Source organism: Asaia bogorensis NBRC 16594, assembly GCF_001547995.1.
In the GTDB taxonomy this organism is placed as follows: domain Bacteria; phylum Pseudomonadota; class Alphaproteobacteria; order Acetobacterales; family Acetobacteraceae; genus Asaia; species Asaia bogorensis.
In genome coordinates, this window is sequence record NZ_AP014690.1 from 2,698,042 (window position 1) to 2,722,786 (window position 24,745).

At 60.5% G+C, this 24,745-nt stretch carries 23 protein-coding genes; 5 read left to right on the top strand and 18 right to left on the bottom strand.

The features are described from left to right. Window positions 1-56 precede the first annotated feature (56 nt). Window positions 57-773, bottom strand: a complete 717-nt coding sequence (locus Asbog_RS11810; protein ID WP_062165280.1) for a polyprenol monophosphomannose synthase — start codon at window positions 771-773, stop codon at window positions 57-59. Window positions 774-1,864: 1,091 nt separating this feature from the next. Here Asbog_RS11810 and Asbog_RS11815 point away from each other — a divergent pair. Then, on the top strand, window positions 1,865-4,402 hold the full coding sequence (locus Asbog_RS11815) for a TonB-dependent receptor plug domain-containing protein (RefSeq protein WP_062165281.1): 2,538 nt from the start codon (window positions 1,865-1,867) through the stop codon (window positions 4,400-4,402). Window positions 4,403-4,664: 262 nt separating this feature from the next. Further along, entirely contained in the window at window positions 4,665-5,045 is a 381-nt protein-coding gene (locus Asbog_RS11820; protein ID WP_062165282.1) for a VOC family protein, read from the top strand. Here Asbog_RS11820 and Asbog_RS11825 read toward each other — a convergent pair. The 4 genes from Asbog_RS11825 to Asbog_RS11840 form a co-directional block, all read right to left on the bottom strand. Next, complete coding sequence (locus tag Asbog_RS11825; RefSeq protein ID WP_062165283.1) at window positions 5,030-8,125, bottom strand: efflux RND transporter permease subunit; 3,096 nt, start codon at window positions 8,123-8,125, stop codon at window positions 5,030-5,032. The genes Asbog_RS11820 and Asbog_RS11825 overlap by 16 nt on opposite strands. A 7-nt stretch (window positions 8,126-8,132) precedes the next feature. Continuing rightward, on the bottom strand, window positions 8,133-9,326 hold the full coding sequence (locus tag Asbog_RS11830; protein ID WP_062165284.1) for an efflux RND transporter periplasmic adaptor subunit: 1,194 nt from the start codon (window positions 9,324-9,326) through the stop codon (window positions 8,133-8,135). Window positions 9,327-9,338: 12 nt separating this feature from the next. Beyond that, window positions 9,339-9,605: a metal-sensing transcriptional repressor gene (locus Asbog_RS11835; protein ID WP_023979444.1), complete on the bottom strand. Its 267-nt coding sequence runs from the start codon at window positions 9,603-9,605 to the stop codon at window positions 9,339-9,341. Between the two features lie 149 nt (window positions 9,606-9,754). Beyond that, on the bottom strand, window positions 9,755-10,468 hold the full coding sequence (locus tag Asbog_RS11840; protein WP_062165285.1) for a pirin family protein: 714 nt from the start codon (window positions 10,466-10,468) through the stop codon (window positions 9,755-9,757). 88 nt (window positions 10,469-10,556) lie between these two features. Between Asbog_RS11840 and Asbog_RS11845 the strand changes: the two genes are divergently transcribed. Together Asbog_RS11845 and Asbog_RS11850 are read left to right on the top strand one after the other, a co-directional pair. Next, the gene (locus tag Asbog_RS11845) at window positions 10,557-11,477 is read left to right on the top strand and encodes a LysR family transcriptional regulator (protein WP_062165974.1); all 921 of its coding nucleotides are present in this window, start codon (window positions 10,557-10,559) and stop codon (window positions 11,475-11,477) included. 87 nt (window positions 11,478-11,564) lie between these two features. Beyond that, window positions 11,565-11,948 carry a helix-turn-helix domain-containing protein gene (locus tag Asbog_RS11850; RefSeq protein WP_062165976.1) on the top strand — a complete coding sequence of 128 codons (384 nt, stop codon included), beginning with the start codon at window positions 11,565-11,567 and terminating at the stop codon, window positions 11,946-11,948. Window positions 11,949-12,057: 109 nt separating this feature from the next. On the opposite strand, the gene cobM is transcribed toward Asbog_RS11850, so the two are convergent. From cobM to cbiE, 3 genes are read right to left on the bottom strand one after another with little or no spacing between them, the layout of a single operon-like run. Next, a complete protein-coding gene (gene cobM / locus Asbog_RS11855; RefSeq protein ID WP_062165286.1) occupies window positions 12,058-12,855 on the bottom strand; it encodes a precorrin-4 C(11)-methyltransferase in 798 nt (265 codons plus the stop codon). Next, window positions 12,852-13,343: a cobalamin biosynthesis protein gene (locus Asbog_RS11860; protein ID WP_146926512.1), complete on the bottom strand. Its 492-nt coding sequence runs from the start codon at window positions 13,341-13,343 to the stop codon at window positions 12,852-12,854. The genes cobM and Asbog_RS11860 overlap by 4 nt, the downstream gene beginning before the upstream one ends. Then, window positions 13,232-14,467: a precorrin-6y C5,15-methyltransferase (decarboxylating) subunit CbiE gene (gene cbiE, locus Asbog_RS11865; RefSeq protein ID WP_231944576.1), complete on the bottom strand. Its 1,236-nt coding sequence runs from the start codon at window positions 14,465-14,467 to the stop codon at window positions 13,232-13,234. Before cbiE ends, Asbog_RS11860 begins: the two co-directional genes overlap by 112 nt. Before the next feature lie 3 nt (window positions 14,468-14,470). Here cbiE and Asbog_RS11870 point away from each other — a divergent pair, with 3 nt between their 5' ends. Next, complete coding sequence (locus Asbog_RS11870) at window positions 14,471-15,214, top strand: cobalt-precorrin-6A reductase (RefSeq protein WP_062165289.1); 744 nt, start codon at window positions 14,471-14,473, stop codon at window positions 15,212-15,214. 28 nt (window positions 15,215-15,242) lie between these two features. Here Asbog_RS11870 and cobJ read toward each other — a convergent pair whose 3' ends face one another. The 10 genes from cobJ to nuoI form a co-directional block, all read right to left on the bottom strand. Continuing rightward, on the bottom strand, window positions 15,243-16,004 hold the full coding sequence (gene cobJ, locus Asbog_RS11875; RefSeq protein WP_062165290.1) for a precorrin-3B C(17)-methyltransferase: 762 nt from the start codon (window positions 16,002-16,004) through the stop codon (window positions 15,243-15,245). Continuing rightward, complete coding sequence (locus tag Asbog_RS11880) at window positions 16,001-16,723, bottom strand: precorrin-2 C(20)-methyltransferase (RefSeq protein ID WP_062165291.1); 723 nt, start codon at window positions 16,721-16,723, stop codon at window positions 16,001-16,003. Before Asbog_RS11880 ends, cobJ begins: the two co-directional genes overlap by 4 nt. After that, window positions 16,720-17,397: a precorrin-8X methylmutase gene (locus Asbog_RS11885; protein ID WP_456303619.1), complete on the bottom strand. Its 678-nt coding sequence runs from the start codon at window positions 17,395-17,397 to the stop codon at window positions 16,720-16,722. The genes Asbog_RS11880 and Asbog_RS11885 overlap by 4 nt, the downstream gene beginning before the upstream one ends. Beyond that, window positions 17,394-18,497, bottom strand: coding sequence for a hypothetical protein (locus tag Asbog_RS11890; protein WP_062165293.1), 1,104 nt, complete (start codon window positions 18,495-18,497; stop codon window positions 17,394-17,396). Before Asbog_RS11890 ends, Asbog_RS11885 begins: the two co-directional genes overlap by 4 nt. 125 nt (window positions 18,498-18,622) lie before the next feature. Next, a complete protein-coding gene (locus Asbog_RS11895; RefSeq protein ID WP_023979434.1) occupies window positions 18,623-20,071 on the bottom strand; it encodes an NADH-quinone oxidoreductase subunit N in 1,449 nt (482 codons plus the stop codon). Further along, window positions 20,071-21,573, bottom strand: coding sequence for a complex I subunit 4 family protein (locus Asbog_RS11900; protein WP_307723604.1), 1,503 nt, complete (start codon window positions 21,571-21,573; stop codon window positions 20,071-20,073). Before Asbog_RS11900 ends, Asbog_RS11895 begins: the two co-directional genes overlap by 1 nt. Continuing rightward, on the bottom strand, window positions 21,570-23,444 hold the full coding sequence (gene nuoL, locus Asbog_RS11905) for an NADH-quinone oxidoreductase subunit L (protein WP_231944577.1): 1,875 nt from the start codon (window positions 23,442-23,444) through the stop codon (window positions 21,570-21,572). Before nuoL ends, Asbog_RS11900 begins: the two co-directional genes overlap by 4 nt. Next, window positions 23,413-23,724, bottom strand: a complete 312-nt coding sequence (nuoK, locus tag Asbog_RS11910) for an NADH-quinone oxidoreductase subunit NuoK (RefSeq protein WP_023979431.1) — start codon at window positions 23,722-23,724, stop codon at window positions 23,413-23,415. The genes nuoL and nuoK overlap by 32 nt, the downstream gene beginning before the upstream one ends. A gap of 1 nt (window position 23,725) precedes the next feature. Then, window positions 23,726-24,229 (bottom strand): NADH-quinone oxidoreductase subunit J, encoded by a 504-nt coding sequence (gene nuoJ, locus Asbog_RS11915; protein WP_023979430.1) that lies wholly within the window; start codon window positions 24,227-24,229, stop codon window positions 23,726-23,728. 2 nt (window positions 24,230-24,231) lie between these two features. Continuing rightward, a complete protein-coding gene (nuoI, locus tag Asbog_RS11920; RefSeq protein WP_023979429.1) occupies window positions 24,232-24,744 on the bottom strand; it encodes an NADH-quinone oxidoreductase subunit NuoI in 513 nt (170 codons plus the stop codon). Between the last annotated feature and the right edge of the window lies 1 nt (window position 24,745).

Here is a 24,745-nt window from a genome sequence, read left to right on the forward strand (position 1 = left end):
ACGCGACGACTATTTTGTTCAGTTGCTTCAAGAGAGCCCACCTTCGCCTGACATGATCACCGGAAGGCGTTTCGTATCTTGATTTCAGCCAGAGCCACAAAAAACTGGCCAATGATCCTGGGTGTCATCTTGCTTTCGCCATGAACGCGCTCCCGGAAAACCATGGGACACTCCTTGATCCGGAGCGATTTCGGACTGGTCATGATAATCTCGAACAGGATCTTGAACCCGTGTCCGGTCAGGCGAGGAGCGAGCGCTTCAAAATCACGCTGCCGCATCAGGAAAAAGCCACTCATCGGGTCATTGATTGGGGCAGAGGCAGACATGGCCACCAGATTGCCCAGACGGGAAATGAAACGCCGCCAGAAACCGGAGAGCCCCCCACAGTCACCCCCGAGCACGTGCCGACTGGCGACGGCGAGATCATACTGATCGCCCTGGAGAGCGGCCAGCATGGGAAGCAGGCAAGACTCGTCATGTTGCAGGTCACCATCCATCACCGCAACGAATGTTGCCGATGAGGATAATATGCCCTCGGTCACGGCCGATGATAAGCCACGACGGCCCATACGGACGATGCCACGCACTCGCCGATCCAGCGCCGCAATATTCCGGACCGTGTGGATCGTCCCATCGGGTGAATTGTCATCGACGAAAATGATTTCCCACGCAATGCCACTGAGCGTTTTTTCGAGTGCATTGATGAGAGGCCTGACATTTTGTTCTTCACAGTAGCACGGTATTATTATGCTCAGGATTGGTGCTGCTGTCATATTTTCCTCTGGGATTACCCCTCGACTTTATCAACACCAGCAGTAAGGATACACAGGGTCTTTTGTAACATTTCTTGCCTGAATGTGAGACGACCTGGTGATCGGCTCGTGGTCTCAACATCGGATCATTGTCGCTCGGGTGGCAGGACGCATCCTGTGACAAATCAGTTATGCTGACACCACGATCCTTTGAGCCCCGCACGCGGCATCAAACGGATAACGGAAGATCTGCTGACCTGCTGTCGCTCCATGATCTGCACTCAGCGAGACGAAAGCGCCCGACAAATCGCCCGGCTCCAGCTTTGCGGATGCAATGAGGATCAGTTCCAGACGAGCATCATTCAGGCACGCGATTGCCCTGTGACCTCAGACAGATGAGATCACCTCCCGGCTGGTCTGCCCCCAGGCCGGTACGTGCCGAAACTCTGTAAGCTCGCAAAGCACGAGCCTTGGAGACAATATCGCAGAGGGGGCGGAACAATGCCTTTCTCTTATAGCCCGTGCACAGCGCTGTCGCATCGACTCTCTTGGGGAGCCGCTCAGCCTGCAGACACGCGATTGATCGGATATCGTTATGATCATGGCCGTTCAGGGGGGTATCACCTGTCGGATTGCCCGGTCGGCTTCATGACAAGTTTATGACACGGCACTAAACCACGATACGGCCGGTCAAAATACGAAAACCAGAACAATCTACCTGCCAACTGGAATGAAATTATATTTATAAAGTAGTTACATTTCATCTATCGCGCAAAAATCTTCTTCCCGTAGTGCCAAGATGGCAGAGAACAGATAGACAGATGCTAGAGGGAACATTGATACCAAATATCTATATATGAATATATTGTAAATATATTGATAAGTGTATATAAATACGACTCTCTCCCCGACAATAACTGCATAATTGCATATCTAGATTATGCTCACCTTACATAATATAGACATAGAATCATTACTCGAACGACCCTAGAAACATATAAATATACGATGGAAATCTTTCGACATGTTGCCATAAAAGCTTAACTTTACTCAAACGCTCCCGGTAACGCTTTTGCGACCCGTTACATCCAAGACACGTGTCGGAGAGACCGGTGAAAAGACTTGCCCTGTTCCTCGTTGCAACGACTGCCTGCACGCCCTTCGTGAGCCGCGCTGCCGATGCCGCAAGCGCCGCCGAGGCGCAGGACGTCGCACAGAAAAAAGCCGACAAGACCACGGCCCTGACGAAGAAAAACAAATTCGTCAAAAGCACCGACGATGCCGAGCAGGTCGTCGTGACAGGCACGCGTGAAAGCCATGTGAAGGCCCGCCAGAGCATCAGCCCCGTCGTGGTGATCTCCTCCAAGACGCTGGAGCGCTCGGGCGAGCTGAACGTCGCCAATGCGCTGACACGCACCTATCCCTCCATCACCATGAGCGCGCGTGGGTCCAATACCAACTCGCTGGTGTCGTCCATCCAGATGCGTGGTCTGGGGCCGAACGAGACGCTGGTTCTGGTCGATGGCAAGCGCCGTCATTCCACCGCCAATATCGTGCAGAAGCCAGGGCCGCAATTTGCCTCGTCAGGCGTCGATCTGAACATGCTGGCTGGCAACATGATCGACCATATCGAGGTGCTCGAGGATGGCGCCGCCGCCATGTATGGTTCAGACGCCATCGCCGGTGTGGTGAATATCATTACCAAGAAAAAGGATCACGGGCTGACGCTCAGCGGTCAGGGCGGTGCCAATGCCTATCTCGGCAGTGGCGAGCAATACCAGCTTGACGCTGATGGCGGGTTCAAACTCGGCAAGGATGGTTATGTCCATCTGGGCGCGCAGTTCTATCAGACACAGCACGCTATTGCCTGGGGCCCCGATCATGCATTGCTTGGCTACTGGCCAGCCGGCGCCGATACCAAGAACTACTTTGTGGGCGTCAAGCCAGGCTCCGAAAGCTGGCGCGGTCGCAAGACCGATTATCTGAGCACGCCGAAAGAAACACGCGAGACCTTCGCGCTCAATTTCGGCAAGCCGCTTGCTGCCGGTATCGAACTCTATGGACAGGCCACGCTTGGCTATCGCCATGCAGAAATGCGCGCCTATAAATACCCCTATGTTGTTCCCGCCGCAGGCATCAGCGAACTCCGCCCCATCACGGGGGATGATGAACTGGATTACGCCGCCGAGCTTGGCCTCAAGGGCGAGAACCTGTTCGGCTTCGACTGGAATCTCTCAACAGTCTATGGTGGCGATAATTCGCGCATCAGCATCCGCGATGTGGTCAATCTGGGCGAACTTGCCCGCACAGGTTATTCACCCAGCAAGTTCTGGGACTACACCCAGAAAAACACGCAATGGACGAATAATCTCGACCTGCGTCGCGGGTTCAATATCTGGTCCATGCCGGTCAGCCTGGCGTTCGGCGGTGAGCACCGTCTGGATTCCTATCAGATCATCTCGGGTAATCCGGAATCCTATCTCGATGGCGGCCCGGTGGAACATGCCGGTATCCCGCCGCAATCGGCAGGCACGTGGTATCGCAACATCTACTCGGCCTATGTGGATGCGACCTTCCGCCCGACGCGCAAGCTCTCCATCGATGTGGCAGGCCGCTACGAATATTATACCGACACTGACAACACCGAAAACGGCAAGCTTTCAGCGCGCTATGATTTCACCAGACGCTTCGCGCTGCGTGGCACCATCGCCAACGGGTTCCGTGCGCCGACACTGCAGGAATCCCATTTCAGCCGTCTGAACATCTTTGCCGGTACCGGCAGCGTTGGCGGTCAGCTCCCGGTGGAGTCCGCCGCCGCCCGCTCGCTGGGTGCTCAGGGCCTGAAGCCGGAACGCTCTGTCAATGCCAGTGCGGGTTTCACCATGGAGCCGGTACGCGGCCTGCATGTCGAAGCCGATGTGTACCAGATCAATCTGCGTGACCGTATCGTGCAGGGTGGCACGGTACGCGGCGCACAGGCGCTGGACGCCATCCGCTCTTTCGGCTTCGATGTCTCCCCGACCGCTACCAATGCGGCAGCGTCTTCGGCCTACTTCCTCTCGAACGGGGCAAGCACGCGCACGCAGGGTCTGGATATCAAGGCCGATTATCTTGTGCATATGCATGATTACGGCAATCTGGCGCTGATGGCGGCGTTCAACCTCAACCGCACACGCTTGCATCACAATGGCATCTCGACCATCGGCAAGCCGCTGCTGAACGAGCAGACCATCGCCTACATCACCACCGCCACACCCCGCAGCAAGATCATTCTCAACGCGCTGTGGACCATCGGCAAGTGGGATGTGAATATCCGCCAGAGCCGTTATGGCGAAACCACCAACATGATGACCTATCAGGACTGGACCCCGGCCTCGGCAACCTGTGCCAGCGGTGGCGCCCTGCGCTACTCCAATTCCTGTTTTGGCCAGTTCAAGAACACACCCCGCTGGCTGACCGATCTTGAGGTGGGCTACAAGATCACCTCGCGCGTCCATGCCTCCATCGGCGTGAACAACGTCTTCAATGTCCGCCCCCGTCGTCTCCCGGGCAATCTCGTACCGGCAGGTGGGTCGATGTACGATCAGTTCTCCAATCAGGTGCCCTTCACCGGCGGCTATTATTTCGGGCGCGTCAGCGCGAGCCTCTGACCGCAGCGCGACCAGCCTCATATCGCAAATCGCCTGATCAGGCCGGGAGTGGAAACGCTTCCGGCCTTTTTGCCGTATAGGATCGTTCCCGCTTCCGCCTTCCTACACTGCGCGCCTGCAAAGCGGGCTGGGGGGGCGGATTGACAGCCCTGCCCGATCTCCCGATCCTCCCATGCGGCAGAGACTTCTGCCCCCGGATGGTGGAGGGGACCCGTTACAGGCGCCCTCGGATGCCGGGTTCATCATCAGGAGATGAGAGTTCATGTTCAGTCATATCACGATAGGCAGTGACGACCTCGAAGCCTCGAAAGCGTTTTACGACGCTGCTCTGGGCGCGCTTGGTTGTCCGCCGGGTGAGATGGTGCCCCCGAACCGCCTGTTCTATACGCATGATGGTGGCAGACTCATGATCACCACGCCGCTCAATGGCGAACCCGCAACCGGCGCCAATGGCGGAACGATCGGTTTCAAGGCGGACTCACCCGAAGCTGTCAATGCGTGGCACAAGGCCGGTGTCGCGCATGGCGGTACCGCCATCGAAAATCCCCCCGGCCCGCGTGAATCTCCCATCGGTACGCTCTATCTCGCCTATCTGCGCGATCCATACGGCAACAAGCTCTGCGCCCTTCACCGCATGGGCTGATCAACCTCCTGCGCCGGAAACGACGCATCCTCCCGGCTGAAGAACCGCGCATAGAGCAGCGGCAGCACGAGTAGGGTCAGGAGGGTTGATGTGATCAGCCCTCCAATCACCACGCTCGCCAGAGGGCGCTCGACTTCGGCCCCGGCACTGCCGGAAAACGCCATGGGGAAAAAGCCGAGACTGGCCACTGAAGCCGTGGCCAGAACCGGGCGAAAGCGGGCTTTTGCCGCAGCAAAGGCCGCCTCGGCAGCGCCCATCCCCGTCAGGCGGTAATCACGGATCTGGCTGACCAGCACGACACCATTGAGAATGGCCACCCCGAACAGCGCGATGAACCCGATTCCGGCGGCAATGCTGAATGGCAGCCCCCTAATGGCGAGGGCAAAAATACCCCCTGTGGCGGCAATCGGCAGGTTGATGAAAACCAGCAGCGCCGCCCGGGGTGAGCCCAGAGCGAGCACAAGAAACACGAAGATCAGAACCAGAGCCACGGGCACAACCTGCGCGAGGCGCGTCATGGCCGAGTCCAGATTGCGGAACTGGCCCGCCCATTCGAGCCTGTAGCCCGGAGGCAGATGCAGCGATGCCCCGACCTTCGCCTGCGCAGCAAGAACGAAAGATTTGACATCGCGCCCACGCACATTGGCCTGCACGATCACCCGACGGCGCAGACTGTCCCGGTCGATACGCGCCGTCGTTTCATCAACAGCGATATGCGCGACATCCTTGAGCAGAACCCAGCCGCGCCCGTCCTCGCGCCTGATCTGCAACCCGCCGATACGGGCTGCACTGGCCACTGCACCGCCGGCAAAGCGGATCTGTGTCGGTATAAGGGCATTATCGATAATCACCGGCCGCCCGATATGGCCACCTACCGCTTCGATGGTGGAGAGGATTTCTGGCACCGCAACGCCCAGTCGCGCAGCAGCATCGCGGTTGATGTCGATATGAAGATACGCCACCGTCCCCTCACCCTGCTGGGCGACATCGGCAGCGCCCGGCACCGAGGCGATCACGCTCACAAGATGCGCGGCCAGCTTGTCGAGCATCGACAGATCATCGCCATAGACTGAGATAGCCAGTTGTGTACGCACACCCGATAACAGGTCGTCCATACGCATCTCGATCGGCTGGGTGAAGGAATAGGCCGCATCGGGAAGGTCATGACTGAGCTTGGCGCTCATGGCGCTCACGAGCTTCGACTGGGTCATCCCCGCACGCCACTGATCACGTGGCCTGAGGAAAACAAAGCTGTCGGTCTCGTTCGTTCCCATCGGATCGGTCGGGATGGCGGCGGTACCGGTATTGCTCACCACGGTCTCAACCTCAGGGAAACTGCGCAGCAGGCGCTCTTCCTGCGTTACCGATGCCAGAACAGTGGGCAGAGAGGCGCTTGGCAGGCGCATGGCATTGACCACCAGCGCCCCCTCCTCAAGCTGGGGCACGAATTCGCCGCCCAACCGTGAGGCGAGCACGAGCGCGAGCAGGAAGATACAGGCTGTTCCCATGAAAACACTGCGTGTATGCGCAGCGCACCAGTCCAGAGCCGGCTCATAACGGCGCCTGAGATACTGGACGACACGCGTTTCGCGGTCCTGCGGTGCATGACGCATCAAAAGCGCAGAGAGGATTGGCACGACAGCAAAGCAGTAAATGAGCGAGGTCACGAGCCCCATGATGATGGTCTGCGCCATGGGTCTAAACATACGGCCCTCCACCCCCTGCAGGGTCAGGATGGGCAGATAGACCATGATGATCACGAAAATGGCGAAGCTGACCGGTCGCAGCACGGTGCGCACGGTGTGAATGGCCAGTGAGTCGAGGCTCTCCCCCGGTCTATTGCGGGCGCGCTCGACCATGAGATGCTCGACCACCACCAGCGAGCCATCCACGATCATACCGAAATCGATCGCGCCGAGGCTGAGCAGATTGGCCGAAATGCCAAAAACACGCATTCCGACAAAAGCCATGACGAGCGAGACAGGGATGACAGAAACAATCACCAGCGCGGCACGCCAGTTCCCCAGCACGACAAGCAGCGTCACAAAAACCAGACATGCCCCGAGGATGAGGTTTTCCTTGATGGTGCGTATGGTTTCATCGGTCAGGGTCGAGCGCCGGTAAAATGGCTTGAGCGTCACGCCTGGGGGCAGCGTCTGCTGGATGGCTGGCAACGCCGCATCGATCGCATCGAGCGTCGCATTGGAACTGGCGCCTTTCTGCATGAGAACGACACCGTTGACGATTTCACCCCTGCCATCGCGCGTGACAGCGCCGAGACGCAGGCGCCCCTCAAGCGAGACGCGGCCCAGATCGCGCAGGCGAATGGCCAACCCGTTGGTCCCCATCGCCACAGGGATGGCCCCGAAATCGGCCAGCGAGCCAACGAGGGCGCGACCCACAACCACCTGCTGTTCCGCTCCGCGTGCAATCCAGCCCCCGCCCGATGAGGCATTATTGCTTTCTATCGCGGCATAGATCCTGCCAAGCGCGATGTCATGGGCACGCAGGCGGGCCGGGTCGAGGGTCAGCGTATAGGTCTCTTCGGCCCCGCCATTGACATTCACATCAGCCACGCCCGGCACGAGCCTTAACTGCGGCGCCACGGACCAGGTCATGAGCCTGTTGAGGTCGAGCGGCGAATAACGTCCGTCGCCATCGATCTGCATCTGCATGATCTCGCCCATGCCAGTGGCAAGTGGCCCCATCGCAACACTGACCGGCACGGTAATGGCCTCACGGGCCTTTTGCAGACGCTCATTGACCCGTGTCCGGTCGAGATCGAGATTGGAGGTATCGCTAAACTGCAGATAGACGACCGAAAGCCCCGTGCGCGAAACGGAGCGCAGATCGATCAGATCCGGCAGTCCCGTCAGGCTCGCCTCGAGCGGAAAGGTGATCTGCTTTTCCACTTCTTCCGTCGCAAGGCCCGGCGATGTGACCGAAACAAGCACCTGCTGGGGCGAGATATCAGGGACGGGCTCGACCGGCAGGCCCGGCACCACCATCAGCCCGGCCAGGACCAGCATCGCGCAAAGCGCGAGCACAGCAAGCTTGCTGCGCTGCAGAAATTCCCACATGACGCGCTCAGTCCGCTGTCATGGAAGAGAGCAGCGCCATTGATTTGAGCGTGAAACTGCCTTCGCCCACCAGCCTGTCGCCATCGTGCAGGGCCCCGCTCACAATGGCCTGCTCGTCGTCACGCGCCTTGACCTGCACGGAAACGGGCATGAAATGCGTGGCATCCTGCTGGACGAACACCACATCCTCACTATCAATCTGCTGAAGCGCTGCCACCGGCACACGCAGCCCCTGCGTCCCCTCGCCGGTCTGGAAAGCGGCATCGAGCATCATGCCCGGGCGCAGTGAAGAAGGTGGGTGATCGAGGGTGCAGACCACGCGCACAAGCCCTGTGGCAGGGTCGGCGAGCCCCGCCACGGTGGTGATCCGCGCCTCGATTACCCGTCCCTTTTCCTGACTGGCCGGGCGAAACCGCGCCTTGCCTCCGGGCGCCAACCCGGCAGCATCTTCGGGCGAGAGATCGGCGCTCAGCCAGAGGCGGGAGAGATCAACCACGGTCACGAGATTGTCGCCAGCATTGATATCGGCTGCGACAGAGGTGCGCACAGCCTGCACGACGCCATCGACCGGGCTGATCAGATCCGATGCCTCGTCCTGCACGATCCGCTCGGTTACGGAGGTGAATTCCTCCGTCTGCCGGTGTTCCAACGTCGCAAGGTCCGCCTCGCGGGCCTTGACCAGTCCGCGCTGCTGCTCAAGCACCATCCGGCGTCGTTCAAGCTCCCCGCGTGAGACCGCACTCCCGACAAGCGCCGCACCGCGACGATAGAGCATCGTCGCCTCCGCCTCACCGGCACGCGCCGAAGCCAGGGCGGCATCAACCTGTTCACGCTGAAGCTGAAGCTCATGCAGGGAGTGATCGGTGTAGGAAATCAAAGCCTCGCCGCGTTTGACAGGCTGACCGGGCGTCACATGCACTGCCATGACCTTGCCTGCACCGGCTGCATGGATATCAATAACCCGGCTCGTATCGGCATCGACCCGTGCCATCGCCTGCACTGAGGGGAACACCTCGCCCCGTGACAGCGAGACGATTACGACATGCTCGTTGCGCTGCGCCTCCTCAGGCAGCGTGAAGACATGACGCCAGGCCTCCGCTGCCTGTGCCGTGCCGCCGAGACACGATGAAGCCGCAAGACCCGTCAGAACGACAGAGACCGCCAAAATCCTGCTGCGCATCGAGGCGAGACATCTGATCATGCGACGCCCCTGTCAGAGATATTTAACGAGACGGGCAAATTCGCGCATGGCATCGTCACGCCCGGTTCCGCCATCTTCCATCGCCTCAATCACGCAATGCTCGACATGGTCCTGAATCAGGGCGCGCTTGGCATTACGCAGGGTATTTTCAACAGCCTGAATCTGCTGGGCCAGATCGGCGCAGCTTCGATCGGCCTCGATCATGTCGAGGATCGTCGCCAGATGGCCGTGGGCCTGCTTGAGGCGAAGGGCGATTTTTCGGTGATTCGGCGGGCTCATGAAACCCCTATACCCTAGGGGGGAGGGTATAAGGAAGAACGTTCAGACATTTTGCATCACAATTGACGCCGGCGAGGGGCGATCCTTCCAGACTGCCTGGCATGATGGGTGCGTTGCCTGCCCAAGCCCCCCTCACCATGCCCCGATAATCAGTCGCGTGTTTCGACAATCACGATTTCCGAAACGCTGGCTGCTTCAATTGTCACGAGAGCCTCGTCACGCAGCGCAGCCCCATCGCGTGGAGCGAGTTTCACGCGCGATCCGGAAGTGACGAGGGTGACATCGCCAGAAGCCAGAACGGCATAGCCCGACCAACCGGGCTCAAGCTGCCACTCAAGCGCGCTACCCTTCTCGATCGTCGCCGCCCGGACCCGTGCCGTTGCATTGATCCGCAGCGCATCCTCATCACCTTCGACACCGGAGGCCAGCGTCACCAGACGATTGGCCCGTGCCTCGACTGGAAAAGGCCGTGTGCCCCACGAGGGCGCGTGACCACGCCGGTCGGGCTGGATCCAGATCTGAAAGAGCGTGGTGGTAATGGCCTCGAGATTGGCTTCGCTATGAACGATCCCTGTCCCGGCTGACATGACCTGTACCTGCCCTGCCTCGGTCCGGCCCTCATTACCCAGCGAGTCACGATGTGAAATGGCCCCCTGACGAACATAGGTGATGATCTCCATGTCCCGATGCGGATGCGAGGGAAAACCGCTATCCGGTGCAATCTCGTCATCATTCCAGACGCGCAGCGCCCCCCAGCCCATGCGGGCAGGATCGTGATAACCGGCAAAGGAAAAATGATGCGCGGCCTTGAGCCAGCCATGGTCGGCGTGGCCGATCGACGCAAATGGACGGTAGTCGATCATGAAATGATCCTCCTGAGTGATGATCGACCATAGGCAATCGGGCGCACGTCAATATATAGAAATAATGGAAACAGATTGGTTCCATTTCATGACACAACGCTTGCCTGACTTCGAGGCTCTGGCCATCTTCGCCCGTGTGGTCGAGCTTGGTTCCTTCAGTGCTGCGGCGCGGGCTCTTGGCCTGTCGCGCCCCACCATTTCCAAGGCCATTGCGCGTCTGGAGCACAGCACAGGCACCTATGTGCTGAACCGGACCTCACGCCAGCTCGCCCTGACTGAAACAGGGCAGCGCGTACTGACCCACGCCAACCGAATTCTCGGCGAGGGCGAGGCTGCCGAGGCTGAATTGCGCCAGGCCGTTCATCACCCGCATGGATTGCTGCGCTTGACCGCCCCAATCTCTTTTGGTCTGAATCATGTGGCACCCCTGCTCCCGGATTTTCTGACGCGGTATCCCGAGATCCGTCTCGCCATGACCTATACGGATACCCAGCTTGACCTGATCGGTGGGGGGTTTGACATCGCTATACGTATCGCGGCCCACGCCCCCTCATCGCTGCGCGCTTTGCGCCTTTGCCGCATACCGCTGTTTCTGGTGGCCGCACCAGCCTATCTCGCCCGGCATGGTGCGCCATCACACCCCAGGGATCTCAGGCAGCATGACGGGCTGATCTATGAAGGCACACAATCACCCGGAGCATGGCGCATGAGCCGCGACGGGGAAACCATGCAGGTCGATCCACCGACGAGCCGTTACCGCTCGAACAATGCTGAAGCCTTTTTGCCCGCGCTGCGGGCCGGGCTGGGTATTGGAATATTCCCGGAGTTCATGATCGCGCAGGACATACAAAATGGCACATTGATCAGGCTTATGCCGGAATGGTCCTTACCCGAAACAGAACTCTGCCTGCTGACACCCCCCGGCCGCTCCCATCCGGCACGGGTATCGGCGTTCCTTGACCATATCGGGGGTGCGCTCAGAAAATCTCCCTGGCGTCATTCGACATGATTTGACGAAGAACCGGATGATAACTTATTAACTCAAATGCTACGCGGTGCGATAGCAGGCTTCCGCAAGAACAGAGACCTGAAAAAGATGACCAGCGAACGATCGCAGAAGATATCTCCAAGCTTTGCGCTCACAAGACGCATTGCAATGTTGAGAAAAAGCCAAGGTCTCAGCCAACAACAACTTGCGGATACATTGGGCGTTTCACGATCGGCTGTTGCTTTTTGGGAAACCGGACGTGTCGGTAGTTTGAGGAAATACATTCCCAAGCTCGCAGACCTCTTCGGGGTCTCGACCGAGGTCTTTCTGACCGGCATGATTGAAGAGGATATCCCCGCAGTCCTGACCCCGGATGAAGACGATCTGCTGCGCCTCTATCGCCTGCTCAATCCCGAGATGAAACTGACCGCCCAGAAATGGATGGAGCGACAGGTGCACAAGCAAAACGCCGCCGGGAAAGTCATCGCCTGAAACAGGCGTTCCTGTCTCTTAGCCCTTCTTTTCAGGCAGCCCCGTCAACGCTTGTTCCATGTCTGCCGGGCCGCATCTATCGCGTTATCCTGCCCAGCACCGATCATGCTCAGGTGACGAGACGTGGTGCCGGAAGTGGGACGTTATCCTTGTCGCGACCACGAAACCGCCGCTGGTAATCGGGGTCATAGAGCGCACTTTCGCGGAACGTCCCAGGTTCCAGGGCTCTGCCAACCAGAATGAGGGCCGTGCGGGCCTCGGGCTCAGCCGCCATCAGGGAAACAATCGTTGCGAGCGTTCCCTGCACGCGATGTTCATCAGGCCAGCTCGCCCGCGCGACCACGGCAGCAGGACAGGTTGCGCCATAGAACGGCAGCAGGCGGCTTACAATTTCTTCCAGTCGATGCACCGCAAGATGAATCGCCAGTGTCGCGCCAGTCGCAGCAAAAGCTTCAAGGGTCTCTGCCTCCGGCATCGCCGAAGCGCGTCCTGACAGTCGCGTCAGGACCAGACTCTGAGCGACGCCCGGTACAGTCAGCTCGCGCCCAAGCGCGGCAGAGGCTGCGGCAAAGGCCGGCACACCTGGTGTCAGCGTGTAGGCAATCCCTCTACGCTCCAGCCGCGCGACCTGCTCAGCCACGGCGCTATAGAGCGAAAGATCGCCTGAATGGAGCCTGGCGACATCCTCACCGGCCTCGTGAGCCGCAACGAACAAGGCCTCGATCTCATCGAGACAAAGGGGCGCCGTATCGATCTGTCTGGTTTCAGGCCCGCAGAAAGCAAGGATCTCGGGTGGGATGATCGAGCCTGCGTAAAGACAGAGCGGAACGCGTTCCAGAATGGCGCGGCCCCGCAGCGTCATCAGGTCAGCAGCCCCCGGCCCCGCCCCGATAAAATGAACGGTCACGGGCTCAGCGATCCGGCCTTGATCATGGCAAAGGCGCACGTCACGCCGTCTCCTGCAAGTCGCGCGCCGAGCAACTGGCTGTGCGGCCCCAGAACGGCCAAAGCGCAGCCTTCCGCGATAGAGCCGAACCCCATTGTCATACGGGCGCGCTCGGAGTGGGTCAGACAGCGCGGCTGGGCCGAGGCGAGAGACAGGAGATCAACCACCGTGACGGGTAGTTTGAAAAGCTGGGCCACAGCCTGCACAGCGGCGTGGTTCTGTCTGAATGCCGGAACGGCAAAACCATGCGGCAGGCCCCAGCGCTCGATGGCCAACCTCACTACATCAATCATGGCCTCGGGGGATGCCTCGAGCCTGCAACCCAATCCTCCCATGATCATGGTTTGACAGCCTTGTACTGTGTGACCGTCATGGCCGGCCTGAATCCATGCATGGTCCCTATTGGTCCTAGACGCTCCATGCTGATGCGCGATAGCGCACCGCCCCATGCTTGAAAAGCCTCGAAAAGCCGTTGCTCGCCCTCAAGCGTGACAGCATTGGCCACCAGCCTGCCGCCAGAACGAAGCGCAGACCAAGCATTGTCCAGCAATCCGGGCGTGCTGATACCGCCGCCGACAAACACAGCATCGGGCGGCGGCATATCAGACAGGGGCGCAGACAGGTCACGCTGTTCCACGTGAAGCTGATCGACACCCAGAGCTTCTGCATTGCGGGCAATACGCGCACAACGCTCTGCATTGCGTTCAACGGCAAAGCACTGGTTCGAGGGGTGGCGCAACATCCACTCGATACCGATCGACCCCGATCCTGCCCCAAGATCCCACAACACCTGCCCCGGATGGGGGGCGAGGGCGCTGAGGGTGATCGCCCGTATCTCCTGTTTGGTGATCTGACCGTCATGTTCGAAAAAATGGTCAGGTAGACCGCAGGCCAGAGGCAGCAATGATGCGCCCCTGCCGGCGACAATCTCCACCGCCATCATGTTGAGCCGCGCCACATCGCCGGGTGCACCTTCGCGGGCCCGGAACACCCGTTGTCGTTCTTCGGGTCCATCGAGCGCTTCGAGCAGATGGATCACGCTCTCACCGCATCCCTTCTCGTCCAGCCACGCGGCCAGAGAGGCGGGCGTGGTCTCATCTGCCGAAAGGATGACAAGCCTTGCACCCGGCTGCAAATGAGGCAGAAGGCGGCTCATGGGCCGGCCGCAAAGCGAGACGAGGCCGACATCCTGTGCGGACCATCCTGTTCTGGCACACGCCAGGGTCAGGCAGGAGCGTGAGGGTATGACCTGAAGCCCATCATAGCCAAAATGCGCAGCAATCTGCTTGCCAATCCCGAAGAAGAACGGATCACCCGAGGCCAGAACGACGACATCGCGTCCTTCATGACGGGCCAGAGCCTGCATGGCCCGCGAGTAGGGCGACGGCCAGGTCTCGCGCAGCGCCTGCCCCCTTCCCTCCACAAGACTCAGATGTCGCTTTCCGCCGACCAGAACATCGGCCTCGAGAATTGCCCGTTGCGCCTTGCGTGAAAGCGCCTCAAACCCGTCCTCTCCCAGGCCGATGATCGTCAGCCAGTGTTTGGCGCCTGAACAGGGAGAGAGTGAGGGCAAGGAATGCATATCCTGATATTGGGGGGCACCACCGAGGCGCGCCAACTCTGTCACGCGCTGGAGTCCCAGGGGAGTGATGATATCACGTTTTCTCTGGCGGGTGTCACGGCGTCGGCATTGCCTGTTCCGTCCCGTATGCGCATGGGGGGGTTTGGCGGCATCGCCGGGCTGATCGCCTGGCTGACCCGCCATGAGGCTGACGTGGTAATCGATGCCACCCATCCGTTCGCTGCGCGCATGAGCCATCATGCCGTTGCGGCTACGAAGGCCTGTTCGCGCCCATTGCTGCGCCTCACCCGCCCGGCATGGCAAGCCGGAGAAGGCGCTATATGGCGCCATGCGCCATGGATCAGCGCCGTGCCCGCCATGCTGGGAACGACGCCGCGCCGGGTTTTCCTGACGACAGGACGCAAGGATCTCGATCCATTCAGGCATACGCCGCATCATTACCTTCTGCGCAGTATCGATCCGCCCGGCGATGCGCTACCAGACGGCGCGACCCTCCTGCTCGCACGCGGCCCCTTCCGGCTTGATGACGAACTCGCCCTGTTTCGCAAGCATCGTATCAATTGTCTCGTGACAAAAAATGCCGGTGCGGCGGCCACAGCCCCCAAGCTGGAGGCGGCCCGACAACTTGGCGTTGAGGTCATCATGGTCGATCGCCCGCCTCTTCCGCCTGCCGAGGAACTTGATACGGTCGAGGCCGCCATGACATGGCTGGAACGGATCAGGCTTCGCGGCTCATGAGTCGGCGTAACCTGCGGCAATCCCGGCTTCAGGGCACGCGGCGCAACGTGTAGAGCCAGGGGGTTTCGCCGGGGCGTTCGATCAGATGAGTGAAGGCGCAGCCAATCAGCACCAGCGTGCTCATATCCGCATCCTCGCCTCTGGCCTGAGCCAGGGACACATGCAGGACATGCTCGCCGGGGCGGCCTATGGCGCGGGCAAACACGACATGTGTCTCCCCTGGCAGCACCCTACGCAACACGTCCAATCCCTGATCGAGCTGGCCGGGGCGCGCCAAGGAACGGGGATTATAAAGCGCGATGACAAATCCGGCCTCGGCCGCAGCCTTCAGGCGGCGCGCCACGATGTCCCAGGGCTTCAGGTTGTCTGACAGCGATATCACACAGAAATCGCCGCCAAGCGGTGCCCCAAGCCTCGCCGCCGCGGCGAGCACCGCACTGATGCCGGGTATGACGCGTATATCGATAGCACGCCGGGCAGATGGCCCGCCCGCCACGGCCTCGAACACGGCGCTCGCCATGCCGAAAACGCCCGCGTCCCCGCCTGAGACGACCACAGGCACCCGCCCGCTCATCGCCAGATCGAGCGCATGGCGGGCGCGATCGAGTTCCTCGCGATTATCCGTCACATGGGGCGTTGCGTGCTCGTCTGCCCCCAACGCAAAGGCGCGGGTGACATAAAGCCCGTAACCCAGCACATCGGTCGCCGCAGCCAACGCCTCACGCGCCTCAGCCGTGATCTGACCCGTAGCACCGGGCCCAAGACCGACCACATACAGGACAGGCTTCATCGGGCCCGCTTTCGCCCCGGCACGAGGACCATCGAGAAATAAGGAGCTTTTTCCGGCGCCTGATCGAGCGGCAGGCAGACCTGCCCGGCTTGTGTGCCGCGTTCGACATACACCGCCTTCTCGTGGCGCCCGCTTTGCTGCAGGGCCGCACGCACTTTCGCGAAATTGCGCCCGATCTTCATGATCACATGTGCATCACCCCGTGCGAGCCACGCGGAGAGACTGGCTTCATCGAGCGTTGCAGGCAATACACTGAGGATATCATCACCATGCACCATCGGCAGATGGGCGGCTGACCAGCAACCGCTCATCCCGGTAATGCCCGGCACGATCTCGCAGCGAAAATGCGGGCTGAGGCGGTCAAACAGATACATGGCCGAGCCGTACAGAAACGGGTCGCCTTCGCACAAAAGCGCAATCCGGCGCCCTTTCGCCAGCTCTCCTGACAGCCTCTGGGCACAACGGTCGTAAAATGCGGCCATATCGACCAGATAACGCGGGTCCTCCACCGGCACAGCCGTGGTGAATGGATAGTCGAAACGCAGTTCTTCCGCGCCTGAGGGCACATGATCACCGGCGATGACACGCGCATGTCCCGGTTTGCCGCACGCAGCGAACCACGCCACGACATCGGCGGCCTGCAGATAACGCACCGCCTTGAGGGTCAGCAATTCCGGGTCACCCGGCCCCATGCCGAGAATCTGGCAGAGACCGGTCATTCGCTCTCGCTGGCCAACGCGTTGACACAAGCAGCCGCCATGGCGCTTCCCCCCTGCCTGCCCCGTACGATCGCCCAGGGGATTTCATTGAAGGCTGCCAGTGCCTCTTTGGATTCTGCCGCGCCGATGAAGCCGACCGGCATGCCGATAATGGCTGCGGGACGCTTGCCGCCCTGCCGAATGAGTTCCAGCAGGCGAAACAGGGCTGTCGGTGCATTGCCGATCGCTACGACCGCGCCCTCCAGGTCGCTCCCCCAAAGATCGACCGCCGCGGCCGATCGCGTGTTGCCAATAAATCTGGCCAGCTCCGGTGTACGCATGTCACGCAAGGTACAGATGACCTGGTTATGGGCTGGCAACCGCGCACGCGTCACACCATGAGCCACCATCTCAGAGTCACACAGGACAGGCCTTCCAGCCAGCAGCGCGGTACGCGCCGCGGCGACAAAGCCGGGAGCGAAAGCGAGATTACGGGTGATATCGACCATGCCACAGGCATGAATAACCCTGACGGCAACGCGTGCCTCGTCATGACCGTAAGCCGAGAGATCGGCCTCAGCCCTGATTGTCGCAAAGGACCGGGCATAGATCTCAGCGCCGTCGCGGATATAGTCGTAACTCTCTTCGGTCATGCGCTCCCCCCGGTCATGGGCCGTCTCGTTTCTTCCTGTCATGCCCGACGCAAACGCCTGCGCACGTCCTCGATGTCAAGACCAGACTCGGCAGGTTGATCAGAGACACTCCCCTGCCAGACGAGATCATATCCTTTTGGCCCCGCCACCAGAGTCACATCATGAATACCGTGCGAAGCACATCCCTTGGCGCATCCCGAGACATGGAGCCGTCTGCCGCGCAGTTCGGTCACCAGCGACAGCGCATCGCGTTGTGTTGGCGCATGGGCCTGTGCGCAGCGCCCTGCGCCCGGACAGGCAACGAGATCCGCTCGCCTGTCCTGAGGGTCGGTTATCAGGTCATGGGCTGCGACAGGGCGATCGAGCACCAGCCCGCGCCAGGGTGTCAGCCGTATCGCCGCGCCGGCAGAAGCGATGGAGGCAAGAGTCTGGGCACTGATTTCACCCAGCACCGCCACAGCACCAAAACAGCCGGGCAGGAAGGGACCAAGCAAGGGCGGTATCGTTCCCCCAAATGGTGCTGCCCGATGCAATGCCCGATCTGCAACGGCCCGATGCGCAGAACGCTGGAGCGCCGCCAGCACTTCATCGACCAGCTCTGCCCTGTCAGGTTGATGGCGCAGGGCACCCTCATACAAAACCCACTTCCCTGCTTCGTGGCGCAGGGCCAGATCACCCCGCAGCGCCCCTGAGGGGACCAGTCCACCACCATCGACAGCAAGACTGAATTTCTCCGGCGGATGCCATAAGGGCGGCAAATCCCGCATCGCCTGCGTGATTTCATGCGCGAGAGCCAAGGTGTCTTCAGCGCAATCGGGATCGAGACCAGCCAGAGGCGATGCAAACAGGATGCGGCGTCGCGCTTCCTGCTGTGGCACCTCCATGCCCAGACCGCGCGCCACAGCATGCGACGTGAAATCGAGCGCCGCCTGATGATCAAGCCCCCGAAGCTGGAGGTTGCCGCGCAGGGTGAGCGTGATGCGCGCATTGCCATGACGCGCGGCATAATCCGCCAGAAAGGCCGATTGCCCGGGGTTCAGTCCTGTGGGGTCCGGGGTGACACGCACCAGCCAGCCATCATGCGTTTGCATCGGGGCATGAAGGGCTGGACACCAGCCTTTGCGAATGGGGGCGGAACTCATGACCCGGTGATACCTCTCCTGACCGGACAACGCGCATAAAAAAAGCTGCACGCCCGACGGACATGCAGCTTTCATCGACTTTCTGAACTGGCGGCCATGTAGTCGCCAGTTCGGGAGAGCCTTCGTCAGGGCAAGGTTGCTGGCGCCGCAGGGAGAGGCGGGGCCACAACCAGAGACTGGCTGCGCTGGACCAGCGTGCTCGGGCAAATGCCCAGCAGGATGGTGGCGCAGGCCAGCACAGTGATCAGTGCTGCATTGACCGGCGTGGGCGCCGTCAGTTCCGCGCGGGTCTCGCGATCTGCTGGCGCAGGCGTCAGCATGATCAGGATCAGGCGCAGATAATAGAACAGACCGATCGTGCTGCTGGCGATCAGAACGAAGAGCAGAAGCGTGCGATGGGCCGAAACGCCCGCAGCCGCCACATAGAACTTCGCAAAGAAGCCGACTGCCGGGGGGATACCTGCCAGCGAAATCAGCATGATCGACATGGCCAGCGCTGCAGCAGGCTTACGACGGAACAGCCCGTGCCATTCACGGATATCGGTACCCTGGGGCAGCACACCGTTCATGATGGCAAACACGCCAAGCGTCGAGATCGCATAGGCCGCCAGGTAAAAGGCAGCCGAAGCCACGCCGAACGGCCCCGGTGACAGGAAAGCCACCAGCAGATAGCCAACATGCGCGATGGACGACCCGGCGAGCAGGCGACGCAGATCCGTCTGCACCACGGCCATCAGGTTACCACCCAGCATGCTGAGCACGGCCACGATCAGGATCTCGTTCACCTGTGCGCTGGGCGCATAGAGATTGACGGCGGAGAAGTAGCGCAGCATGGCCGCAAAAAGCGCGATCTTGGATGTCACGGCGACCAGGGCGGCCACCGGTACGGACGTGCCTTCAAGCACATCGGCCAGCCAGAGATGGAACGGCACGGCAGACAGTTTAAAGAACATGCCTGACAGGATGAGGATAACCCCCATCACACCAATGATCGGCTCGGGAACATGGCTGAGATCGGGGGCTGCAAAGCGCAGCGATCCGGTCTCGGCGTAGATCAGCGCAAAACCGAACACCATCGTGGCCGATGCGACACCCGAAAGAAGCAGATACTTCATCGCGGCTTCACCGGCGTCGAGACGCTGGTTGTGGAACGCAATCAGGCCAAGCAGGGCCAGGCTGAGCGTTTCGAGACCAAGGAAGAACGACACGAAATGAACCGCGCCGGTCATGGCCACGCCACCCAGTGTGGCCAGGGTAAGCAGCAGGAAATACTCGCTGTTCACACTCGGGTCAGCACTGATGGCGCCATGGCGCGACATCAGCACGATTGCCAGTGCGGAGAGAATGATCAGTGCACCGGCAAAAGAGGCCCATGTATCGGGGGCAAAAAGCGGGGTGGCACCCGTCATGACGAGCACGGTCGGCAGCATGATCGAGGCCAGCGATGCCAGAAGAACGATCACGCACAGAATGGCATCACGAACGACATGACGCCGCCAGGAGATGGCTGCGAGCTGCACCAGGCTTCCGAGGCACAGCACCAGCACCGCATTGGGGAGGAACGAGAAAGACATTACTGGGCCTGCTCCTGAGCGATGCTCACGACATGGGGGCTGGCCGGTGCCGACAGGTTGAGAACCGGCTGCGGATAGACGCCAAGCGCAAGGAGAAGAAGGGCTGCCACACCAAGGACAGCGAGATGCGGCACGGAAGGCGCACCAAGCGGTGCCACGGCATCGGTCTTTTTCGGACCATAGAAGACGCGCAGCATCATGGTGAGCGAATAGACCGACGACAGCACCAGACCAGCCGCTGCGAAGAACGTCATGGTATGGCTGACCTGCCATGTGCCCATGAGCACCAGGTACTCACCGACAAAGTTGCCCAGCCCCGGAAGGCCAAGCGAGGCCGCAGCGAAGAACATGGCAAATGCCGAGAACTGCGGCATGGCAGGCCAGAGCCCGCCCATGCGCGACATGTCACGCGTCCCCAGACGATCTTCCAGAAGTCCTGCGATCACGAACAGAGCGCCCGTGCTGAGACCATGCGCCACCATCTGGGCGATGGCACCCTCCATACCGATGCGTGTGCCCGAGAACACACCCAGCAGGATGAAGCCAAGATGGCTGATGGAGGAATAGGCAATGAGGCGCTTGATATCGTCCTGCGCCACGGCAAGCCATGCGCAGTACAGGATACCGACCACGCCAAGCGTCATGGCGATGGGTGCGAGATGCGCCGCAGGACCGGGGAAGAGCATGACCACGAAGCGGATCAGGCCATAGCCACCCGTCTTTGCCAGAACACCCGAAAGCAGAATGCTCGCAGCGGCAGGCGATGCCGCATAGGTGTCTGGCAGCCACGAATGGAAAGGCACCATAGGCAGCTTGACCGCAAAAGCGATGAAGAAGCCAAGCATCAGCACCGGGGCGATGGGCGCAATCAGCGCCGTCTGTGACAGGGCAAAGTAGTCGAACGTAATGACGCCGGTGCGCTGGGCGTTGACGATGACAAGGCCAAGAATGGCCAGCAGCATCAGCAGGCCACTTCCCTGCGTGAACAGGAAGAACTTCAGCGCAGCGCGCTGGCGCCCTGCATCACCCCAGATCAGGATAACCCCGAAGAGCGGCAGGAGCATCAGCTCCCAGAAGAAGAAGAACAGGAACAGGTCGGTCGCCATGAAGACGCCGTTGATCCCGGCCACCGTTGCCAGCAGCAGGAAGTGAAACAGGCCTGCGCGATCTGCCACGTTGCGTGCGCTGAGCAGCGCGCAAGGCAGGGAGATCAGTGCGTTGAGCCACAGCATGACGAGGCTCAGACCGTCAATGTCGAGCCGGACATTGATGCCCAGCATAGGCACCCAGGCCATGGAGAAATGGCCAAGCCATCCCCCGGCGCTGGCACCGCCTGACAACGCGCTGAGTGTGACCTGCGCGAGCAGGATCACCATCAGCACAAGCGTGATGAGCGAGGAAACCGACGCCGCGCGCGAGGCGCCGCGCAGCCCGACAAGCCAGGCTGCAAGACCCCCGATGAAGGGGATCAGAACAAGAGCGGGAAGTGCCAACATCATCATACCGCCAGACAAAGAGCTGCAACCGTTCCTGCTGCGATCCAGCCGGCATAGCGACGCACCTGGCCGCTCTGCAGCTTCGCAACAGCGTATCCACCGCCCTGGGTCAGGGCTGCAACCAGATCATAGAAACGATCGATGAAATCACGACGGTTCAGATGGGCAAGCACCATGAACGGCCGTACGAAAACCCGGTCATACAGCGTGTCGAAACCCCAATCGGCGCGCAGCGTCGAAATGGCAGGGCTTTCGGCAGCAACCGGTGCTTCGCCTTTCGGGCGCCACAGCGTCCAGGCGATGGTCACGCCGGCAATCGGCACGAGAGAGCCGAGAATGAGCAGGCTGGTATTGTGCTCTTCAGGCAGGGCACCGAGCACGGGGGAAAGAAGATTGGAGAAGATATGCACGTGTGCGATGGCATCCGGCATTTCCATCCAGCCGCCCGCAATGGCGAGCACGGACAGGATCCCCATGGGCAGGGCCATGGCGATGCCCGACTTGCCATGTGCGTGGGTGCGATGCCCGCCCCAGAACACGATGAACACGCAGCGGAAGATATAGATGGAGGTCAGGAAGGCACCAAACAGTGCACCGGCCCAGAAGATCGGGCTCAGATCATAGGCGCTGCCCAGAATGAGCTCTTTCGAGAAGTAACCGGCGGTGATCAGCGGCAGACCCGCCAGTGCAGCCGAACCAATCAGGAAGGCTGCAAACACCCACGGCATGTCCTTGCGCAGACCACCCATCTTGAAGATGTCCTGCTCGTGATGGACGCGCAGGATGATCGAACCCGCCGCCATGAAGAGCAGAGCCTTGAAGAAGGCATGCGTGACGAGATGGAACATGGCGGCATGCCAGGCGCCGCAGCCGAGCGCGAGGTACATGTAGCCGAGCTGGCTCATGGTGGAATAGGCGAGGATGCGCTTGATGTCGGTCTGGACCAGAGCGCTGCCCGCAGCGAGCAGAATGGTCACGAAACCCACAATGGCGCAGGCGAACATTGCCAGCGGCGTGAGAACGAACAGACCATGCAGACGCGCCAGAAGATAGACACCCGCCGTGACCATGGTCGCAGCATGGATGAGCGCCGAGACTGGCGTCGGGCCGGCCATGGCGTCAGGCAACCAGGTCTGGAGCGGCACCTGGGCCGATTTGGCCATCGCACCACCCAGCAGCAGAAACATCCCCAGCGTCAGCGTACGCGGTGCGGCATGGGGGCCGACGGCCAGAAGCGTCGGGATGTCCAGCGAGCCAACGGCTGTTGCCATCAGCAGCATACCCAGCAGGAACAGTGCATCGCCAACACGCGTAACCACGAAGGCCTTGCGTGCGGCGATGGCATTGGCCTGCTCGCCATACCAGAAGCCAATGAGCAGATAGGAGCAAAGGCCCACGCCTTCCCACCCGATGAACACACCCAGCAGATCCGATGCCAGAACCAGCAGAAGCATGGAGGCAACGAACAGGGTCATGTAGGTGAAGAAACGCGCGATGTCCTCGTCGTCATACATGTAGGCACAGGCATAGACGAGAATGAGGAAGCCGACGCAGGACACCACCAGCATCATGACCAGTGAGAGCCGGTCGAGCGTGAGCGCGATCTGGGCGTTGAAGGAGCCGACATTCATCCAGTTCCACAGCACGACGTGCAGCGAACCGAGCGAGTCTGGGCCGGAAAGGAAGCTATAGGCCGAAATGACGGCGAAAAGCGCACAAAGCCCCATACCGGCACCGACGAGAAGCGTCGTTGCCCGTGCGGGGAGCTTGCCCCCGGTCAGCATCAGGATGATGGAGACCGCCAGGGGGCAGAAAATGACAAGCGGAAGCAGCATGGCCACGAGACTAACCCCCCAGACGATTGCCGGTATCGGCATCTAGCGTGGAGCGTCCGGCTGCATGCATGCGCAGGATGATGGCCAGGCCAACTGCGGATTCCGCAGCAGCGAAGGCGACCACCATGATGAACATGACCTGACCATCCGCCATATGCCAGCGATTGCCCGCCGCGATGAACGCGAGGCAAGCGGCATTGAGCATGATTTCGGTCGACATCAGCATGAAGAGCAGGTTGCGGCGTACAAGGACGCCCAACGCTCCGAGTGAAAAGAGTATGACGGCGACAATGAGCGCGCCATTGGGATCGGCAGCAGTCATATCAGGATTTCCCTCCGATCCGGCGGCCGATGTGATAGGCGCTCACAAGTCCTGCCAGAAGCAGGAACGAGGAAAGCTCGACGGTCAGGATATAGGGGCCATAAAGCGTCAGACCGACCGCCTTGGGGCCGATCGGCGCGCCAACGGTGCCCACCGCCATGGTGTTGTGGCTCACGCCATAGACCAGCAGACCCATCAGCAGCAGCGAAATCACGCTGGGGCCAATCCAGGCGCCACCGGCAAACCAGCCTTTTTCACGAAGCTGGTCGGGCTGGCCCAGATTGATCATCATGACCACAAACACGAACAAGACCATGATCGCGCCGGCATAGACGATGATTTCGAGCATGGCGGCAAAAGGCGCGCCCAGCTCTTCAAACATGCAGGCGAGCGCCAGAAGCGACACGACAAGGTAAAGCAGGCCGTGAACGGGGATGGTGCGGGTAATCGCCAACGCGGTCGCGCCGATGGCGATCAGCCCATAGAGTTCAAGCATGATATTCATGATCAGGGCATCAGTGCATGAATGTCGATAGGCTTGGCTTCATTTTCGGCTTCACCTTTGTTCTTGCCCGGGATCTTGAGCCCCGACACATTATAGAAGCTGTAATCATGTACCTTGCCGGGTCCGCTGATCAGGAGGTCTTCCTTCTCGTAAACCAGGTTCTGGCGCACATATTCGCTCATCTCGAAATCGGGCGTGAGCTGAATGGCGTAGGTCGGGCAGGCTTCCTCACAGAAACCGCAGAAGATGCAGCGTGAGAAATTGATCTGGAAGAATTCCGGATACCAGCGCCCTTCCTTCTCGCCTTTCTGCAGGCTGATGCAATCTACCGGGCAGGCCGCGGCGCACAGATTACAGGCCACGCAGCGCTCTTCGCCGCTCGGATCGCGGGTGAGGACGATACGACCGCGATAGCGGGGGGACAGGTACGGTTTGACGTCCGGATACTGCACCGTTTCATTGCGATGAAACATGTGCAGGAACGTCATCCATATGGTGCGGAGAATACCAAGCATG